This is a genomic window from Caloramator sp. E03, assembly GCF_006016075.1.
In the GTDB taxonomy this organism is placed as follows: Bacteria; Bacillota; Clostridia; order Clostridiales; family Caloramatoraceae; genus Caloramator_B.
In genome coordinates this window covers 350,822-368,810 of record NZ_CP040093.1, presented here as the reverse complement: position 1 = coordinate 368,810, position 17,989 = coordinate 350,822, and the positions used below count along the sequence as shown (strand labels likewise).

The 17,989-nt window shown below is 31.1% G+C and carries 14 protein-coding genes and 1 other annotated feature; of the genes, 8 read left to right on the top strand and 6 right to left on the bottom strand.

Annotated features, from left to right (window positions below; translation table 11 throughout):
* The first annotated feature begins 2 nt into the window (after positions 1–2).
* Positions 3–206: a binding site (T-box leader), on the top strand.
* A gap of 52 nt (positions 207–258) precedes the next feature.
* The 7 genes from ileS (at position 259) to pyrR (ending at position 7,582) form a co-directional block, all read left to right on the top strand.
* Entirely contained in the window at positions 259–3,045 is a 2,787-nt protein-coding gene (ileS, locus tag FDN13_RS01960; RefSeq protein ID WP_138978636.1) for an isoleucine--tRNA ligase, read from the top strand.
* A 212-nt stretch (positions 3,046–3,257) separates the two neighbouring features.
* Positions 3,258–4,331 carry a 3-dehydroquinate synthase gene (aroB, locus tag FDN13_RS01955; RefSeq protein WP_138978635.1) on the top strand — a complete coding sequence of 358 codons (1,074 nt, stop codon included), beginning with the start codon at positions 3,258–3,260 and terminating at the stop codon, positions 4,329–4,331.
* A 135-nt stretch (positions 4,332–4,466) separates the two neighbouring features.
* Complete coding sequence (locus FDN13_RS01950; protein ID WP_243120249.1) at positions 4,467–4,769, top strand: DUF5665 domain-containing protein; 303 nt, start codon at positions 4,467–4,469, stop codon at positions 4,767–4,769.
* Between the two features lie 10 nt (positions 4,770–4,779).
* On the top strand, positions 4,780–5,427 hold the full coding sequence (locus FDN13_RS01945) for a TraR/DksA C4-type zinc finger protein (RefSeq protein WP_138978634.1): 648 nt from the start codon (positions 4,780–4,782) through the stop codon (positions 5,425–5,427).
* Positions 5,428–5,610: 183 nt separating this feature from the next.
* Positions 5,611–6,057 carry a signal peptidase II gene (lspA, locus tag FDN13_RS01940; protein ID WP_138978633.1) on the top strand — a complete coding sequence of 149 codons (447 nt, stop codon included), beginning with the start codon at positions 5,611–5,613 and terminating at the stop codon, positions 6,055–6,057.
* A 13-nt stretch (positions 6,058–6,070) separates the two neighbouring features.
* On the top strand, positions 6,071–6,985 hold the full coding sequence (locus FDN13_RS01935) for an RluA family pseudouridine synthase (protein WP_138978632.1): 915 nt from the start codon (positions 6,071–6,073) through the stop codon (positions 6,983–6,985).
* Between the two features lie 57 nt (positions 6,986–7,042).
* Positions 7,043–7,582, top strand: coding sequence for a bifunctional pyr operon transcriptional regulator/uracil phosphoribosyltransferase PyrR (gene pyrR / locus FDN13_RS01930; RefSeq protein WP_138978631.1), 540 nt, complete (start codon positions 7,043–7,045; stop codon positions 7,580–7,582).
* A 28-nt stretch (positions 7,583–7,610) separates the two neighbouring features.
* Here the strand turns inward: pyrR and FDN13_RS01925 are convergent, their stop codons facing one another.
* The 5 genes from FDN13_RS01925 to FDN13_RS01910 form a co-directional block, all read right to left on the bottom strand.
* Positions 7,611–8,654: a flavodoxin family protein gene (locus tag FDN13_RS01925; protein WP_138978630.1), complete on the bottom strand. Its 1,044-nt coding sequence runs from the start codon at positions 8,652–8,654 to the stop codon at positions 7,611–7,613.
* On the bottom strand, positions 8,647–8,811 hold the full coding sequence (locus FDN13_RS14340) for a hypothetical protein (protein ID WP_243120248.1): 165 nt from the start codon (positions 8,809–8,811) through the stop codon (positions 8,647–8,649). Before FDN13_RS14340 ends, FDN13_RS01925 begins: the two co-directional genes overlap by 8 nt.
* 74 nt (positions 8,812–8,885) lie before the next feature.
* Positions 8,886–9,881 (bottom strand): lactate/malate family dehydrogenase, encoded by a 996-nt coding sequence (locus FDN13_RS01920; protein WP_243120247.1) that lies wholly within the window; start codon positions 9,879–9,881, stop codon positions 8,886–8,888.
* Positions 9,882–9,890: 9 nt separating this feature from the next.
* Positions 9,891–14,792: a cytidyltransferase gene (locus FDN13_RS01915; protein WP_138978629.1), complete on the bottom strand. Its 4,902-nt coding sequence runs from the start codon at positions 14,790–14,792 to the stop codon at positions 9,891–9,893.
* Between the two features lie 422 nt (positions 14,793–15,214).
* On the bottom strand, positions 15,215–16,114 hold the full coding sequence (locus FDN13_RS01910) for an FG-GAP repeat domain-containing protein (RefSeq protein ID WP_138978628.1): 900 nt from the start codon (positions 16,112–16,114) through the stop codon (positions 15,215–15,217).
* Positions 16,115–16,260: 146 nt separating this feature from the next.
* Here FDN13_RS01910 and FDN13_RS01905 point away from each other — a divergent pair, with 146 nt between their 5' ends.
* Positions 16,261–17,526 carry an ABC transporter substrate-binding protein gene (locus FDN13_RS01905; RefSeq protein ID WP_138978627.1) on the top strand — a complete coding sequence of 422 codons (1,266 nt, stop codon included), beginning with the start codon at positions 16,261–16,263 and terminating at the stop codon, positions 17,524–17,526.
* An 11-nt stretch (positions 17,527–17,537) separates the two neighbouring features.
* Here the strand turns inward: FDN13_RS01905 and FDN13_RS01900 are convergent, their stop codons facing one another.
* Entirely contained in the window at positions 17,538–17,954 is a 417-nt protein-coding gene (locus FDN13_RS01900) for a Fur family transcriptional regulator (RefSeq protein WP_138978626.1), read from the bottom strand.
* Between the last annotated feature and the right edge of the window lie 35 nt (positions 17,955–17,989).

Sequence of the window (17,989 nt, the reverse complement as noted above, 5' to 3'; positions counted from 1 at the left end):
GTTGAAAAACTATGACGGGGAAGAGTAAACATCTTGATGCCTTAAAGAGAGCAGGGTTAGGTGAAAGCCTGTAGGCTATATATATGTTGAAAATCGCCCCTAAGTTGCAGGCTGAATTTTTAGTAAGCTGTGCCGGCACATTTATTGCCGTTATCTAATTGAGTTATAAATATGGGTGGTACCGCGACAGACTTCTCGCCCCAGGGAGGAGTCTGTTTTTTTATTTTTGTAACAATTTACTCAGGAGGGATAAATATAATGGACTACAGTAAAACGCTAAATCTACCAAAAACTGATTTTGCAATGAGGGCAAATCTGCCACAAAAAGAACCAGGAATCTTAAAATTTTGGGAGGAAAATAAGATATATGAAAAAACGTTAGAGAAGAATAAAGGTCAAAAATCCTTTATTTTGCATGACGGACCTCCTTATGCAAATGGTGATATACATCTTGGTCATACATTAAATAAGGTTTTAAAAGATATAATCAATAAATACAAAGCAATAAGAGGCTATTATACACCTTATGTTCCCGGATGGGATACACACGGTCTTCCTATCGAGCTTCAAGCAATTAAAAAGCTTGGAATTAAAGCCCATGAGGTTGGACCTTTAAAGTTCAGAAAGATATGTAAAGAATATGCTCTTGATCAGGTTGCAAAGCAAAAGGAACAATTCAAAAGGCTTGGTGTAACAGGAGATTGGGATAACCCTTACCTTACTCTTGAGCCAAAGTTTGAAGCAAAACAAATAGAAGTATTTGGGAAGATGGCAGAGAAGGGGTATATATATAAGGGATTAAAACCTGTTTACTGGTGCCCATCCTGCGAAACTGCCCTTGCAGAAGCTGAAATTGAATATGCCGATGAAACCTCAAATTCAATATATGTTAAATTCAGAGTTAAAGATGATAAAGGATTATTTAAAAATCTTAATGTTGATTTAAATAATATTTATTATGTTATCTGGACTACTACAACTTGGACTATACCAGCAAACCTTGCAATATGTCTTGGTCCTGACTTTGAATATGTTCTTGCTAAATTTGATAATGAAGTATATATAGTTGCAAAAGAACTTCTTGATAACTTAAAAAAGGTTGCAAAACTCGAAGGGGAAGAGATAATAGCATCATTTAAAGGAAGTGAGCTTGAAGGACAGGTTGCAAAGCATCCTTTATATGATAGGGATTCAGTTATAATAGTTGGAGAGCATGTAACCTTAGAGTCTGGTACTGGATGTGTACACACAGCTCCAGGTCATGGTGAAGAAGACTTTATAATAGGACAAAAATACAACCTTGAAGTTTTAAATCCTGTAGATGGAAGAGGAAGATTTACAAAGGAAGCTGGAAAATACGAAGGATTGACATATAAAGAGGGTAATAAGGTAATTTTTGAAGATTTAAAAAATGAAGGGGCACTTCTTGCTGATGAAAAGATAACTCACTCCTATCCACACTGCTGGAGATGTAAAAATCCTATACTGTTTAGAGCTACTGAACAGTGGTTTGCATCTGTTGAAGACTTTAAGGATGAGGCTATTAATGCAATAAAGGAAGTAGAATGGCTACCAGCATGGGGTGAAGAAAGAATTTCTAATATGGTTGCTGAAAGAGCTGACTGGTGTATATCAAGACAGAGAATTTGGGGTGTTCCGATTCCTATATTCTACTGCAAAGATTGTGGAAAAGAGCTTATTACAAAGCAAACAATAAGCAGGGTGGCTGAAATATTCAGTGAAAAAGGCTCTGATGCATGGTATGAGCTTTCAGCTGAGGAACTTTTACCTGAAGGAACAAAATGCGAATGTGGATGCAGCGAGTTTACAAAGGAAACAGATATTATGGACGTATGGTTTGATTCTGGATCAAGCCACGCAGGAGTATTAGATACAAGAGAGGAACTTGATTGGCCTTCAGACATGTATCTTGAAGGGAACGATCAATATAGAGGTTGGTTCCAGTCGTCACTGCTTACAGCTGTTGCAACAAGAGGTAAAGCACCTTATAAAATAGTTATAACCCATGGTATGGTTGTTGATGGAGAAGGAAAGAAGATGTCAAAATCCCTTGGAAACGGGATTGATCCAATGGATGTTATAAATGAATTCGGTGCTGATATTTTAAGGCTTTGGGTATCATCAGCAGATTATAAAAACGATGTTAGAATATCAAAGGATATACTAAAGCAGTTATCTGAAGTTTATAGGAAGATAAGGAATACTGCAAGGTATATAATGGGAAATCTATATGATTTTAATCCTGATACAGATATGATAGATTATCTGGAAATGAATGAACTTGATAAATGGGCTCTACTTAAATTGCAACATCTTATAAAAGAAGTAACAGAGGCTTATGACAGATATGAGTTCCACATTATGTATCATGCTATACACAACTTCTGTGTAGTTGATATGAGTAATTTCTATCTCGATATAATTAAGGATAGACTTTATACATTTAAAGCTGATTCAAAAGAAAGAAGAGCAGCGCAAACTGTAATGTATACAATACTCAAAGCTCTTGTTAAGATGATTTCACCAATACTTTCCTTTACAGCAGAGGAAATATGGAGCTCAATGCCACATGATAGCAAGGATAAATATGAAAGCGTGTTTTTATCTGATTGGCCTGAAGTTTTAGAAAAATATGTAGATAAAGAGCTTGAAAACAGATGGGATAATATACTGGACATTAGAACAGAAGTTTCAAAAGCTCTTGAAATAGCAAGAGCAAATAAGGTTATAGGCCATTCATTAAATGCAAAGGTAGATATTTATGCAGAAGGTGAAACCTACGAATTCCTTAAGGAAGTTGGAAACTATTTAGAAACTGTGTTTATAGTTTCTAAGGTAGAACTTCATAAAGGAGTGAATAATCTTCCAGAAGGTACTTATTTATCAGAACAGAATAAAGATCTTGCAGTATTTGTATCCCAAGCTCCAGGACAAAAGTGTGAAAGATGTTGGACATATAGTGAAACTGTGGGACAAAACCCAGAACATCCGACAATCTGTGCAAAATGTGCAGCAAATATATAAATAAAGCCAGCCTTAGGCTGGCTTTATTTATAGTTTTGATTTCTAATCTTGGAAAAAACTATATGAATTTTTATTAAAGTAGCAGTCTCTGACTTTTTTTATGCTTAAATTCATATTTTAATATGTTTTGATAAATAATTAACTTTAATGTGTTAAAAATAATTTACTTTGCTATAATATGGATAGTAAATTCTATAAAAGGAGTTTTTTCTATGAAGGAGATAAAAATAAAAACATCTAAAGAATATAGTGCAATTATAACATCAAGCCACCAAAATCTTATATTCCAGCTGGAAATACATAAAATAAAAAGCTGCTTTATAGTAACTGATGAAAATATTTATAACCTTCATAGAAGGTATATTGATCTGCTTAAAGATAAAGCTGTAGGAATATATATAATAGAGCCAGGAGAAGAGAGTAAGACTTATGATGTAATTTCACAAATATATGAAGAAATGATAAAGAAGAACGTAAATAGAAAAACAGCTGTTATAGCTATTGGAGGTGGAGTTGTCGGAGATCTAGCAGGTTTTGTAGCTTCTACTTTTATGAGAGGATTGAAAATAGTCCATATTCCAACAACTCTTGTAGCTCAATGTGATAGCAGTATTGGAGGGAAAAATGGATATAACTTTAAAAATATAAAAAATATTATAGGGTGTATTTATCAGCCTTCTTTTGTATATATTGATGTTAACTTTATAAAGACTTTAAGTGAAAGGGAATATATTAATGGTTTAGCAGAAGTTATAAAATACGGCTTTATATGTAACAAAGATTTTTTTAATTATATAGAAATAAATAAAAAAGCTATATTAGAAAGAGAATCTGATAAACTAATTCATATAGTTTCAGAATGTGTGAAAATAAAAGGCAATATAGTAGAAGAAGATGAGTTCGATAAAGATAAAAGACTTATATTAAATTTTGGTCATACTATAGGTCATGGAATTGAAAGTGCCTCTAATTTTAAGTTTACCCATGGCGAAGCTATATCCGTAGGAATGGCAATAGAATCCTATATAGCTTTGAAACTAAATCTTATTGATGAAAAAATATATTATAAGCTAATATCTATACTTAGCTTTTTTGGTCTTCCTGTAAAGTGTACTATGGATGTGGAAAATATTTTAGAATATGTTAAAAATGACAAGAAAAAAACATCTAATGAAGTAAAGTTTGTATTACCTAGTAAAATAGGAAATGCAATTATTATAGACAATTTAAAATATGATTTTATCTATAATTGTTTAAATGAATTTAATACAATTAAAATTGTTTGATTAATACAAATAAGGCTCATATACTGCTTATTAAATGAATACTAAAAATCAACTAAGCAGTATATGGGCTCTTTTAGTAAAATCATAATAATTTATTAACTATATAGGTAAAATAAAATAAAAGGAGGCAATACTGTGGATAAAGGCTTTGAGGATAAAAAAGATATAGAAAAATATGAAGAACTTATTAGAAATATAGGTATGCAACTTGAAAGGGCTAAAATTGGAAACTATGTAGATCTCATGCAAAATCCTACAAGGATAATTATATTAAACTTCCTTGGAGGGATTTCAAGAGGTTTTGGGATTGCGATAGGTTTTACTATACTTGGTGCAATAGTGCTATATTCACTTCAAAGGCTTGTTATGCTTAACTTGCCTATAATAGGAGGGTTTGTATCAGAAGTTGTAAAGTTAGTTCAATCAAGTATTAGATAGGAGGATTACTATGGAAAGCCAAATGCTATTATATTATAAAAACAAGTTATTAGAAGAGAAGAATAGGGTTTTAGAAACAATAGATTCTATTTTAAAAAATGGAATGGCTGAAAATCAAAGGGAAGAGGTAGAGGAGTTGTCTTTAATTGATAACCACCCTGCAGATTTTGGTTCTGAGATGTTTGAAAAGGAGAGAAGATATGCTCTTTTAGATAATGAAAAGGAAATAATTAGTCGCATAGAAAATGCTTTAAGCCGAATTGAAAATGGGAGTTATGGTAAATGTGAAATTTGTGGCTCTGACATTCCTAAAGAAAGGCTTGATTTTATGCCTTATGCCACTACCTGTGTTGAATGTGAGAGCAAGAAAGCAAACTACAAGACTTATAAGTATGATAGGCCAGTTGAGGAAGAGGTTTTAAAACCTTTTGGAAGGAGCTTTATGGACATAAGTGCTGATATGGAAAACGATATAATGTATGATGATGAAGATGCCTGGCAGGATGTAGCTCAATATGAAAAAAGACCAGGCATAATAAGAAACTTTGATGATTTAAAAGGAGAATTTACGTCCAAAAGTGAGACTAAGGCCGATGGAGGTATTGTTGAACCTACTGATAACATATCTAATGAGCAGTATAGAAAGCAACTTCCATAATATATTTATATAATAAAATATAGATTTTCAACATATATAAATTACGCATAAAAAGTTATAGGAAGAAATAGAAACTAGAATTTGATTTAATAGTTTAGAGGCTATATTTGTAAATGTATGGCTTGCATATTTGCAAGTCTTATTTTATGATAAAATAAGTAGCAGCAGATAAGGGGGATTACCATGGAAGTTTTTTGGATTTTATTACTTGTTTTTATAGACCAGCTTACAAAACTTCTTGCAAAGCTTAATTTATATCCTGATGGCAATATAAATTTGATTACAGGATATCTTTCATTAACATACCTTGAAAATAGAGGTGCGGCATTTGGAATATTTAAAAATAAAAAGTTCTTTTTAGTTGGGCTAACTTCTGTAGTTATAGCTTTAATGCTTTACTATCTTTTAAAGAATAAAGGCTTATCTAAATATATTAAGTTAAGCTTGATACTAATTATTTCAGGAGCTATAGGAAACCTTATAGACAGGATAATGAAGGGATATGTTATTGATTTTATCCATTTTTATATTAAGAATATATTTGATTGGCCTGTATTTAATTTTGCTGATATATTAGTTGTATGTGGTACGATAATGCTCTCAATTATAATCATATTTGTTAAGGAATAGTTGGAGTGATGATATGAAGTTGATAAATTTAGAAGTCGATTTTGAAGATGCAGATAAAAGGATAGATATTTATATAAGTAAAAAGATAGAAGATGTATCAAGAACACAGGTACAAAAGCTTATAGATGAAGGTAAGATTCTTGTTGAAGGGAAAAAGATAAAAAGCAACTATAAAGTAAAGGCAGGAGATAAGATAGAGATTGAAATACCAGATCCTGTTAAAATAGATATTGTGCCAGAGGATATAGATATTGAAATACTTTATGAGGATGAGGATATTGCGGTTGTAAACAAACCTCAGGGTATGGTAGTTCATCCTGCAGCTGGAAATTATACTGGAACACTTGTTAATGCTCTACTTGCAAGGTGTAGCAATTTATCAGGTATTAACGGAGAAATAAGACCGGGAATTGTTCATAGAATAGATAAGGATACATCAGGAGTTTTAGTTATAGCTAAAAATGATATCGCTCATAAAAAATTAGCAGAACAGATAAAAGAGCACAGTGTAAATAGAATATATGTTGCATTGGTTGAAGGAATAATAAAGAATGATAGTGGGGTAATAAATCTTCCAATAGGTAGGCATCCTGTTGAAAGAAAGAAAATGGCCGTTGTAAAAAATGGTGGAAGGAATGCAGTTACTCATTTTAAAGTTATTGAGAGATATAAGGAAAATACTTTGATTCAAGCAAAGCTTGAAACTGGAAGAACACACCAGATAAGAGTTCATTTAGCGCATATTGGTCATCCTCTTGTTGGAGATCCTGTATATGGCTATAAAAAACAGAAATATAAGCTTAAAGGGCAAGCCCTTCATGCTATGACATTAGGTTTTATTCATCCAACAAAGGGAGAGTATATGGAGTTTTCGGCACCACTGCCGGATTATTTTAATGAACTTATTAAAAAGCTTAGGAATAGTTGATTTTATCTTTTGTATCCATTATATTTTAATTAAAAGTTTTAGGATGGAGGTGCTATTTTGAAAATCAAAGCTCAGCTTCTTGATGAGAAGGGAATAGAAAGATCTTTAATTAGAATTTCCCATGAAATTATAGAGAAAAATAAGGGTACTGAAAATCTTGTTCTTGTTGGAATCAAAACAAGAGGAGTGCCTCTTGCTCAAAGAATTTCAAGCTATATAGAAAGTTTTGAAGGAGTTAAAATACCTGTTGGCACTCTTGATATAACTCTATATAGAGACGACCTTACAGAAAAATATGAACAGCCAAGTATAAATGATAACACTATTGACTTTGAAATAAAAGGAAAGACAATAATACTTGTTGATGATGTTCTTTTCACTGGAAGAACTGTAAGAGCAGCAATGGATGCTATTATAAGGCTTGGAAGACCAAAGGCAATTCAGCTTGCAGTTTTAATTGATAGAGGGCATAGGGAACTTCCAATACGTCCTGACTACGTTGGGAAGAACGTACCTACTTCACTATCAGAAATAGTTCATGTTAGACTTTATGAAACTGATGGGGAAAATAAGGTTATAATAAGCGAAAAGGAATGAAAAGCCAAACCTTAATGGTTATGGCTTTTTATAGGTTTTCCTTAATGATTTTTGCGAATTCTTTTACTTTAATTTCTATATTTTCTACTTTTTTGATAGAACCTGGATCGTTAGCAGTTGCCATTATGCAAAACTTTGGAGGGAGACGGAACCCTTTATTTATATTTAAAGCATCAATAAGCTGCTTTGCGACGCTATCACTGCCAGAGTTACCAGACACTATTACCGAGAAAAGGCTTTTATCATAAAATGATATTTTTCTATAAAGTGCAGTTATTCTGTTTATAACTGCCATAAGATTTGCTGATATAGAATCATTGTAATTTGGGCATATCCAAACAATCGCGTCACAGCTTTCAATTGCAGGAAAAACTTCTTCTACAACAAACCCTCCATAAAAGCAGCTGCTTTGCTTGCTGTAGTGTATACAAGTTTTAAAGGAACAGCCTTTACAATCCTGTATAGTTCCATTTTCAACGTGAATTTCTTTTATATCATATCCTTTAAGATGCTTTTTTATCATATTCCAAAGGGTTAAGGTATTTGAAGTAGTATGAGAGCTGGAATGAAGTACAAGTATTTTAGGGCATTTTTTATTTTTAATATCATCTTCTAAGAGTCTTTTACCAAGTTGGCTGCACATTTTAAGGCAAATATCTAAGAGATTCATATTCAAAGTCTTTTGCCATGTTAAAAAGTTTGAAAGGGAAGCAGTTGCCTCAACAACTGGATGCCCAATGAAACTACAGCCTGCTTGATTTAAAAGAAATATAATATTTGATGAAGTACTTTTTGTATATAGTTCACTGCAGCTATGAACTAATAGAGCAGCTTTTGACCCTTGGAAAGCGTTGATGTCTTTTTCATATATTTTTGAGATAATGCTATCAATTGATAGGCAGTATCCTGCTTTATCAAGTTCAAGTGCTATTAGTATTTTTTTGTTTTTAAAATCATAGCTTTCATCGTAATCTTTAATAAAAACTGCTTTATTATTATCTAAAGTAGCCTCAACCATCATATTAAGTTCTTTTGATATAAACTTTGGAAGTAATACATATATATCATTCATAATTTTTAAGCTCCTCAAAGGCTTTTTTTATTCTTTCAAATAATATATCAGGAATATTAAGTCTTTCGATTTCAACTCCACAAGGAAGAAGTCTGTTTTTAATACCCATATAAACCCCATCTAAAAACACACAGCTGTAATTCCATTCTCCCTTCAATGTTGAGATTATAGATAGAGCTCCAGAGGATAGGGCAGGAGCTATGTAGGGCTTATAACCAATTTCTCTTACATCTAAATTAGCTTTTTTGTTTTTTCAGTGAGATAGATAGAAATACTATCATCGTAATCTTTAATGCTGTTTGCAACGATTAATCCTTCTCCATGAGGACCAAATACCCTACCTTCCTTTAAATATTTTTCTCCAAGACCTATATCATTTGCATAAAAAGCTGCTCTGGCATTCATGACTCCCAATCCGTAGCCTCTTATTCTTTCAGGGGCAAGACCTAAAAGATCTAATTCACCTTTATCATTTATATTGCTAAATTTAAAGACTGCTTTGCAAAGAAGGTCAACAGGATCTGAAACTACTGCAAATATGCCTTTAAAGTTAACTTCACGAGCCTTTTTTGCATATTCTTTTATAATCTTTAGATTTTTTTCATATTGCGCCATTCTAACATCAATGCAGTTTTCATCAATCTTAGGAATCCCAGCAGTAACACAGAATATAAAAATATCACAATTGAAAATTTCATCAATATTTACTGCATTTATAAATGGACTTAAATTATTATCAGCTGATGATAGTATTTCATTAGTCTCATAAACATATCGTTTTACTTTATTATCATCTATGTCATATATCCCTATGCTGCTTATAATATCTTTTCCAAGGAGCTTAAGGCCACAAAGGAGCATTCCACCAACATCTCCAAGACCTGCAATATTTACTCTCCACTTTGAAGGCATATTATAGCTTAAAACATCCTCCCAATTGGGGCTGTTGAGATTTATTCCTTGTACTTTTCTTTTATTAATTTTTTCTTTAATAAAGTTTGGAATATCATAGCTTTTAAAATTCTTTTTAACTATATCTATGCTTTCCTTTGACTGAAAAAGCATATCTTCATCTGATACACAAAATGTTTTTTTTGAATAAAGAGGAGGCATAAAGAGAGCAGCATATATTTTATCCTTTAATAAAACTTCCTTTTCAGTAACTTCTTCAAAATTTAACTTTTCATTGGATATTATTATCTCGTTTTTATATCTATAGTAATTCATATTTCACCTCTATTGTCTATTAATTATATTTTCTATTCTTTTTAAAAGTTCAAAGTCGTTTAAAAGGTAGTTTGAAGGGCTAAGGCTTAAGTTATATTGCATATTGATTCCGTGATCAGGACATCTTGGAGACACAAATACTTCTCCAAGGGATAATAATGTCAGTGTTCTTTCATTTACTGATTGATATTCTTTTTCTATTGCTTTTAGAATATCAAGTGCGTTTTCAATACATACTGATGAAAGATTATATATTGAATTTTTGCTTGCTTCCCTTATAAAGGATGGAGAGGTGTAGGGAAGTATAAGGTTAATAGAAGGTACAAGGTTCCTTATTGGATATACTCCTCTCCAAAGAGTGTCTCCTCCTATAAAAGGATAGAGTGCACTTTCATTGAACCAATGTCTAAGTTTGGGGAGAAAATATGCACTATCAACTTCTCTGTTTTGTATGTCCATAAGTTCTTTTCCTCTTCCAGAGAGTATTCCTACTATTATCTTTTGAACCTTTATTTTTTCCTTGTTTAAAATAGGATCAAGCACTTTCATTCTATAGCCTTTATTTAAAAGATCGTCAACAAGTATTACGGGCCTGTTAAATGAGCGTAGCACTTTTACTTGATCTTCAAGCTGAAGGTAATAAGGATATGCCCCTATTGTAAAACTTTTCATATCAGGAGCAAAGAACTTTTCTGTATGAAGAGCCTTTGTAACGGTATTTGGGACTATGTTTCTGCTCAATATATTTCCAAAAGGTACGCACATTGCAGGGCCTAAACTTTGAGGCTCTATAACCTGTGTTGGTACATTATTTTCTGTACATATTCTTTTTACAATATTTTCATGGAGCATATTTATATCGAAAGACAATACAAGATTCCCAGGATAAAGGGAAGATAATGCTTTTTGCAGTTTTTTTCTTGCCTTTATTATTGTTTGTTTTACTAATGAATTGCTTTTAAAAGGTTCTTTTAGCATAGTTTCAGCATCAAGGTTTAAAGTACAAGGGTTGCTCATATTTACAACGTATATTGGTGCTAAAATATCATCATTTAAAATCTTTAAAAACCCTTGACTTTCTAATATATCGTATATAGTTTTCGAATTATAAAAATCTAATATGTTTTTATAGACAGCATAATCATAGTCCTTTGCAAGGCAGTATGATAACGTTTCAGTTAGTATTATCTGCTCAAGGCTTTCATGGTTTTGATTTTGAAATACAAAAATACCATCTATGAATATTATTCTTCCTGCAGCGTTATTTCTTATATATTCTGTAGCGTAAGAGTTTTTAAGCTCATGAAAAAGGGAGCTGAACCTTACCCAATGGAAAGCTGAAAAACCTAATATTTTGTTATTTTTAGCTTCCTTTGCAATAATAAGCCTTGCAGATTCCTTATTTTTAAGTTCTGAAAGCTTTTTTAAAGCCAATTGTATATTTGAATCGAAAAACTTGCAGAGGATTTTTAAAATATCATCATTTAAGTTCTCTATTATTTCAAATTCTATTGATATTGTCTTTACAATAGATTTATATTGTGGCTCTCTTTTATAAAATCCATTTTCGTATATGAAATTTTGTACTAAAGGATCTAAAAGGCTTGAAACATCACGGTTTTCGTCTATATTGCTTCTTATTTGAGATGAACTTATGTCTTCATATTTAGCAGGTAAAGAAAGCCTTATGACCTCGCCTTTTATTTTATTTATGGTACTTAAAAATTTAATATCACTTTCTGAAGAAACATGCTGGTTTTTTCTATCAAAGACTATATGAGATAGCTCGAATATTGAGTTTTTAACATCAGGCATTTTATAGCTTGAAGCATTTAGAAGTACATCACTTCCAGCTACAAGGTATACCTTTGAAAAAGGGAAACTTTTTTTGAGCTTTTCGATATCTTCCGGGTTTGCAATATTAACTGGCATATCCTCAGGATAGAGGAAGATGTTTAATTCATCGGCTACAGACATATTAGTGATGCTTCGCCTTATAAGGTTTGGTAGTGTTTGCTTTGACCAAGAAAACTCATCTATTTGAAGATATACTTCAAAGCCTAAGTCCCTTATTGATTTTGATATTTCTTTATGGCTCAATGAAAATGGGTCAAAGGTGCCAGGGAAGAAGGCAACTTTCTCAGGATAGGGAAGCTCAATTTGTCCCTTTAAGAAAGTATAATCGGATATAAATCTATATATGTGGTTCAAAGTTGCAGCGTTAGTTAAAAGCTGAAGATCATCCTTCATATCATCTTTAATCAAAGTAAGAACTTTCTTTGCAATAAGTTTAAAAATATTAACTTTTTCATCAGAGCTTAATGAAGAACTTCCAAATATATCCTTGCCTATTACACTAAATGCATACTGTTTTACTTCTACATTATAGTTAACAAGACCGTTTAAAAGTATCCCTAAAAGTTTTATAAGCCTTTTGTTATATTTATCTTCACTCTCTGATGAAAAGCTCTTGTATTTTGAGTAGTTGGCAATTGCTATACCTATTGTTTTTAAAAGTAATGAACATAACTCTGGGCTTGATTGTTTTATTTTTTCTTGAAGGTCATCAATCAACTCATCAAGTTCAATTGGCTCAAGATAGAGAATTACTATGCCAAGATACTTTGGTATATATTCTGTAAACTGATATCCTTCAAGTTCAAGGGCTCTTAAAAGTTCTATTGCAACGTCATTTCTCTGTTCAGGTGAAAGGTAGGGTATTACTTTTATTAAGGATTCCCCAGCTCTATTTCTAACGTATTCGTAAGCACTAACTTTTAATATATTACAAAAGTGAAGGGCAGTATAAAGCCCTACTGTTTTATAGTTGCTAAGGGCATATTTAAGCTGCATTTCAATTTGAACTCTTTTTACAATCCAATTGGTTGCAGTCTTTAAGTTGCTTAAGAATATGTCAGAGGATTGAGATGTATCTTCCTGTAATTGTGCTACTGGATTTTTAAAATTTATTTTAAGATTAATAATCTTAGAAAGTTTATATAATAAGTATTTTTCTGAAGGAGTAGATATTGAATCCATAATTTCATTTATGCTTTGAGAAACAAGTTCTGTAAACTTTTGTTTATTCTCACCGTATAAGTAGGGTATTATACAGTAGGAGGCTTCAAGTGCAGAGAGCCTTAAAGATAAGTTTTGGCTTTTTATCAAATGGGAGATATATTCAAAGAGTATATGTATGTTTTCACTCCCATCGGATATAGGAATATGCCTTGCAGCTTCTAAAAGATATAGCTGTATTCTATCATCCTTATTTATATATTTTTTATAAAAGCTAAGGAGTACATTCCTATAGCCTTCTGTTTGATTAAATTTACAGTTTGAAAAAAGGGACATTACAACAGTTATTATGCTATAGCCAATCCATTCCCTGTGAAGGGGGATAATTTTATGGCTTGGGTTTACTAACATCTCAAGATATTTGTTAAAGAGTTCATATCCTCGGATGCTTTGAGAATTTAATGTTGCATCTTCAGGTATTTCCTTTCTATATTCTTCATCAAATGTTCCAATAAGCTTTCCAATCAAAGCTGCACATTGCTTTCTTATATCATCCTCAGGGTGAATCAGCTCATCATATAGGAATTTTAATGTAATCAGTTTTTGCTTTTGGGTAAGATAGGTTGAATATTCTTCAAAGGCATTTATATATTTTCTTAAATTTTTCCAATTTTCCTGACTCCTTGCAAGTTCAAGTATTTTATTTAGAGAGTATTCATCTCTTAAAAGATGCATTAAGTTTATATTGTGTTTTATTGATAAATTTTTATAGCTATCTATTATTTCTTTACCATGCATTAAGGAGAAGTTTGTATTTTCGTAAGGAATGCTTAAGTTAATATTTATAAAATTATTCACATCAACTCCAAGGCTCAACATATAATCTTCAAAGTCTTTTAGCTTTGAATATACTTTTTGATATCTTTTCATTTTAGCATCATCAAGGTTGTCAAGTTTGTTCATTATTATTTCGAATGATTCCTGTAAAGAAAAAATATGCATTTTTGGTTTTAAAACATTTTCTGCATTGTTTTTAACACGAAAGTCTGAATATATTAAAAGCAAAGATTCTATAGGTAGATTTTCAAGTTCAAGATCCCATGTTGAATGGTTATGTGCTATGTGACCTATATATTGTATATCGTGCTTTTTAAACCAAATATCCGTATAATAGTAGTGAAGGTAAGGAACTCTTTTTGATTCCCATTCCCTGCATCCGTATTTGCCTATGTCGTGACCTGCCGCACCTCCTGAAACTCTCCCCAAATCTACAGGCAAATTAAGTTTTTTTAGCTGTCTTGCAAGGTTTAAAGCTATATGATGAACCCCACATATATGGTCAAGGGTATTGTATCCTAAAACTTCTTGACTTAGCTTCATAGTTTCATATATACAATCATTATTAAAGGCTTTAATAAATTTATTGTATTCTAAAGGATTTTCGAGGGAGTTTATTTCTTCTTTAGTGAGAAAATAAAGTGGATACTTGCTCTGCCAGGTATTATCTTTAGAACATTTTTGAAATTCAGAAATATTTCTTAATATCTTTAAATAAATTTCACAGGCTTGCTTTATTTCATTGTTTATTTTCAAATCCACAACGTTAGGAAAGGCTTTTGAAAGAGAATACTGATATATTATTTTAAGCCATTTCTCTTCTGAATAATCATCATGTATACTATTGAATATATCTTTACAGATATTAAAAGCAGCACGGCAGCTAAAATCATTTTTTTCTATTATGTTTGCTATATTCTTTTTAAATGAAGAATTTTGAACTATTCCTTTTGCTATTTTTTCGTTTATTGAGTTTTTTTCAATCCATTTTTTGTTTGAAAGTTCTTTTGTAATTTTTTTTGCATATTCCAATGTTTTATCAGTTTGCCTTTGCATAGCTATCACCTTCAAAATAATTTATATGGATATTATATATTTTTTTTAAATTCTTTTCTACATGACATATTGGAAGATAAAAAATAAGATAAGCACAAAATAGAAATAGTATTATACAATATCTTGAGAAGATTATATTGAAGGGAATATTAGATAAAAAAAGAAATGAATTTAAAATATAATAGTAAATATTTATGATGTGATGAAAAATGTCGAAATTTTTTATTAAATTTTTTTCATTAAAACTGTATAGAAAAAATATCAATGGAAATATTAATAATGGAAGCTCAAGGAACCCACCTTGAGATGGAAACGAAAGTTTCCAATAACAGAACCCCCCATCCCCCTTAAGGGCCGGCTAACCGGCCCAATTTTGTTTTAAAAAACTGCAAATACATATCTTGTATCTGCAGTTTATATTATCATTTAACTATATCAAGTTGAGTTATCCTATATTCAGGATTTTTATTATCATACTTTGTAAGAGAGAACCTTGCTTTATAAGTGATGCTTTCTTTTTCATTACTAACAGAATTAGTTGTTCGAATTAAATATATACATTCGGAAGGTATATTATATTTCGTATACTTGGCTTCTGTTAGCTTTGCATCTAAAAAGGAACCCTTTGATATTTTAGATACAAGCTTATTTTCTATATTTACATTGCTTGTTTCAATATCTTCCTTTTGAATAAAATTAATTAATGAGTATAAGGTATTCTTACCTAATGTAAAGGCTGTTGGAACTATTTGAGGAGAAAGTTTTCCAAATTTAGTTGTAAGAAATTTGAAGTCGACACTGGAATTTTTTACATTACCCAAGACTATAATATTTGCATTATCTTCAGGAGATTTTATAGTACCAAAGATAGAATATCTTCCTGATGCAAGCCTTTCTGCTTTTCCGTTTATACACTTAAATATATGGATAATAGGACCTTTTTCATCAGAGGATTGAAGTATTATCTCTGAATCTTTATCATTATTTATATCTAAAATTGTTATCTTTAAAGGCCACCAACTTGAATAATATCCAAGGGATTTAATAGTTGCATCAGGTTCAAGGCTATAACCATTTCCGTCACTTGATATTACATCAACTATATATTTTCCTGTTTTCTTATCTGTATTTATAATTATCGAATCGTTCTTTCCATCATTATTTATATCAGCATATATTGTACTTTTAGTAGTATCTATTGTATTTAAAGTTTGCCTTGTTTTATAGCTTATCAGCAGTATAGCGCCTATAATGAGTATTGAAAGTATAATAGCAGCTGTAATTAGTTGTTTCTTTTTGAATATATATACTCTTAATTTCATTATTCCACCTCCATTAAATTATATGATTGATTATAAAAAAATATTTGTGGAAAAATAAAATTAAAGGAATTGTTTAACCTTTGCTATTAATGATACTTTAGTTATAATAGATAATAAGCTAATCTAATGTAATATGGAGGAATACTATGAAAAAGTTTATTTGTATAGTAATATCAGGAATGATGTTTTTAACTCTTATACTTCAAAGTTGCTCTTTGGGTGGAAAAAATAAAAATGAAGACAAAAGTTCAAACAAGTCTTTAAAGATAGCTATAATGTACGATGAGAAAAATCAAGGAGATGCATATAAACAGATAGCGAAGGAATTTGAAAAAATAAACAATATAAAAGTAGAAATATTATATAGCTTTAACGATGAAAATATGATTAAAGAAGCTATAGCTCAAAAAGAAGATATAGATATTATAGGTATCAAAAGAAATCTGGTTATAGAGTTTGCAAAATCAGGACAACTTTTGGATATTACTGATTTTATAGATGAAAAGCAACTTAACAGGAAACTGTATAAGATATGCCTTGCTTATGGGGAATACAATGACAAAAACTATGGCATAGGGGATATGCCAATGACATTTGAATGGTTTTATAATTCAACTATGTTTAACAAATATAATCTTAAAGAACCTGAGGATTTAAAGCAACTTATTGATGTGTCAAATAAGTTAAAAGCTAAGAAGATAACCCCAATTGGGATAGGTGCAATGGATGGTTGGACAGTTGCTTCATTGTTTGGAGCTATATTAGCACAGACAACAGGCACGAAAGAGTTAACATCAAATTATGGATCTGATATAAAATCCTATGAAAAAATAACTAATATGAAGGATGCATTTGGTATATTTGGAAAGTTATCCGGTAGTTGCATTCCTAAAGAAAGCATAGATATAAACTATAAGAAAAGCCTTGAGGAGTTTGTAACGGGTAAAGCTGCTATCTTACCTATGGGTTCTTGGGCAATAGATGCATTAGAACAAACAAAACCAGCTGGGTTTACATATCAGGTTTTTGAAAAACCTGTTATAATGACGCAACAGTATGTTACAAAATATAGTGCTACTGCAGGACAGGTTTTAGTGATTCCTTCAAAGGGCAAAAATCAAGAGGAGGCTAAAAAATTTTTAGAGTTTTTGTTTAGTGAAGATGCACAAAAGTTTTTTACAGATAAAGGCTATATTTCTTCTGTAAAATCGGCGAATTCAAGTGAAGATGCTATTAAAAGGCGTATACTATCCCATCTTGATGAAACTGACGATAATTCTATAATGATACTTGATAATATGGAACCTAAAATTGCACAATCAACTGTTACAATACTTCAGGATATAATTGAAGGAAGAGTTCAACCTAATGAAGCATGGAGCAGGGCATTAAAATCAGCATTTAAAAAATAAAAAGGAAGGAATTACCTTCCTTTTTTGCATTTTGGGCAAATGCCGTAAAAATATATTTTATAACTATTAATATCATAATTAGTATACTTTGATGCTTCTTCTTTAACCATATCAAAATTAGCTTTTTCTATATCGTCTACTTTGCCACAGTTTAAACAAACTATGTGAGGGTGATTATTGACATTTGCATCGTATCTAAAGTTATCTTCCCCAACGTTAATCTCTTGAACAAGACCTATTTCATTAAGAGTTTTTAAAGTCTTATATACAGTTGCAAGGCTCATTGTAGGGTAGCTTTTTTTTAATGCATTATATATCATTTCGGCAGATGGATGAGTCTTGACTGATAGTAAGTATTTGTATATTGCATATCTTTGCGGGGTTAATTTTAAATTTTTATCTTTGAAAATTTGCATTAAATTCTCCATAGCAACCATCCTAATTAATAATAATTACTCAGTAA

Bases quoted from the DNA above. Each gene is read 5' to 3' on its own strand.
- ileS (WP_138978636.1), top strand. From the start codon at position 259: ATGGACTACAGTAAAACGCTAAATCTACCAAAAACTGATTTTGCAATG.
- aroB (WP_138978635.1), top strand. From the start codon at position 3,258: ATGAAGGAGATAAAAATAAAAACATCTAAAGAATATAGTGCAATTATA.
- FDN13_RS01945 (WP_138978634.1), top strand. From the start codon at position 4,780: ATGGAAAGCCAAATGCTATTATATTATAAAAACAAGTTATTAGAAGAG.
- lspA (WP_138978633.1), top strand. From the start codon at position 5,611: ATGGAAGTTTTTTGGATTTTATTACTTGTTTTTATAGACCAGCTTACA.
- FDN13_RS01935 (WP_138978632.1), top strand. From the start codon at position 6,071: ATGAAGTTGATAAATTTAGAAGTCGATTTTGAAGATGCAGATAAAAGG.
- FDN13_RS01925 (WP_138978630.1), bottom strand. From the start codon at position 8,654: ATGAATGATATATATGTATTACTTCCAAAGTTTATATCAAAAGAACTT.
- FDN13_RS01920 (WP_243120247.1), bottom strand. From the start codon at position 9,881: ATGAATTACTATAGATATAAAAACGAGATAATAATATCCAATGAAAAG.
- FDN13_RS01915 (WP_138978629.1), bottom strand. From the start codon at position 14,792: ATGCAAAGGCAAACTGATAAAACATTGGAATATGCAAAAAAAATTACA.
- FDN13_RS01910 (WP_138978628.1), bottom strand. From the start codon at position 16,114: ATGAAATTAAGAGTATATATATTCAAAAAGAAACAACTAATTACAGCT.
- FDN13_RS01905 (WP_138978627.1), top strand. From the start codon at position 16,261: ATGAAAAAGTTTATTTGTATAGTAATATCAGGAATGATGTTTTTAACT.
- FDN13_RS01900 (WP_138978626.1), bottom strand. From the start codon at position 17,954: ATGGAGAATTTAATGCAAATTTTCAAAGATAAAAATTTAAAATTAACC.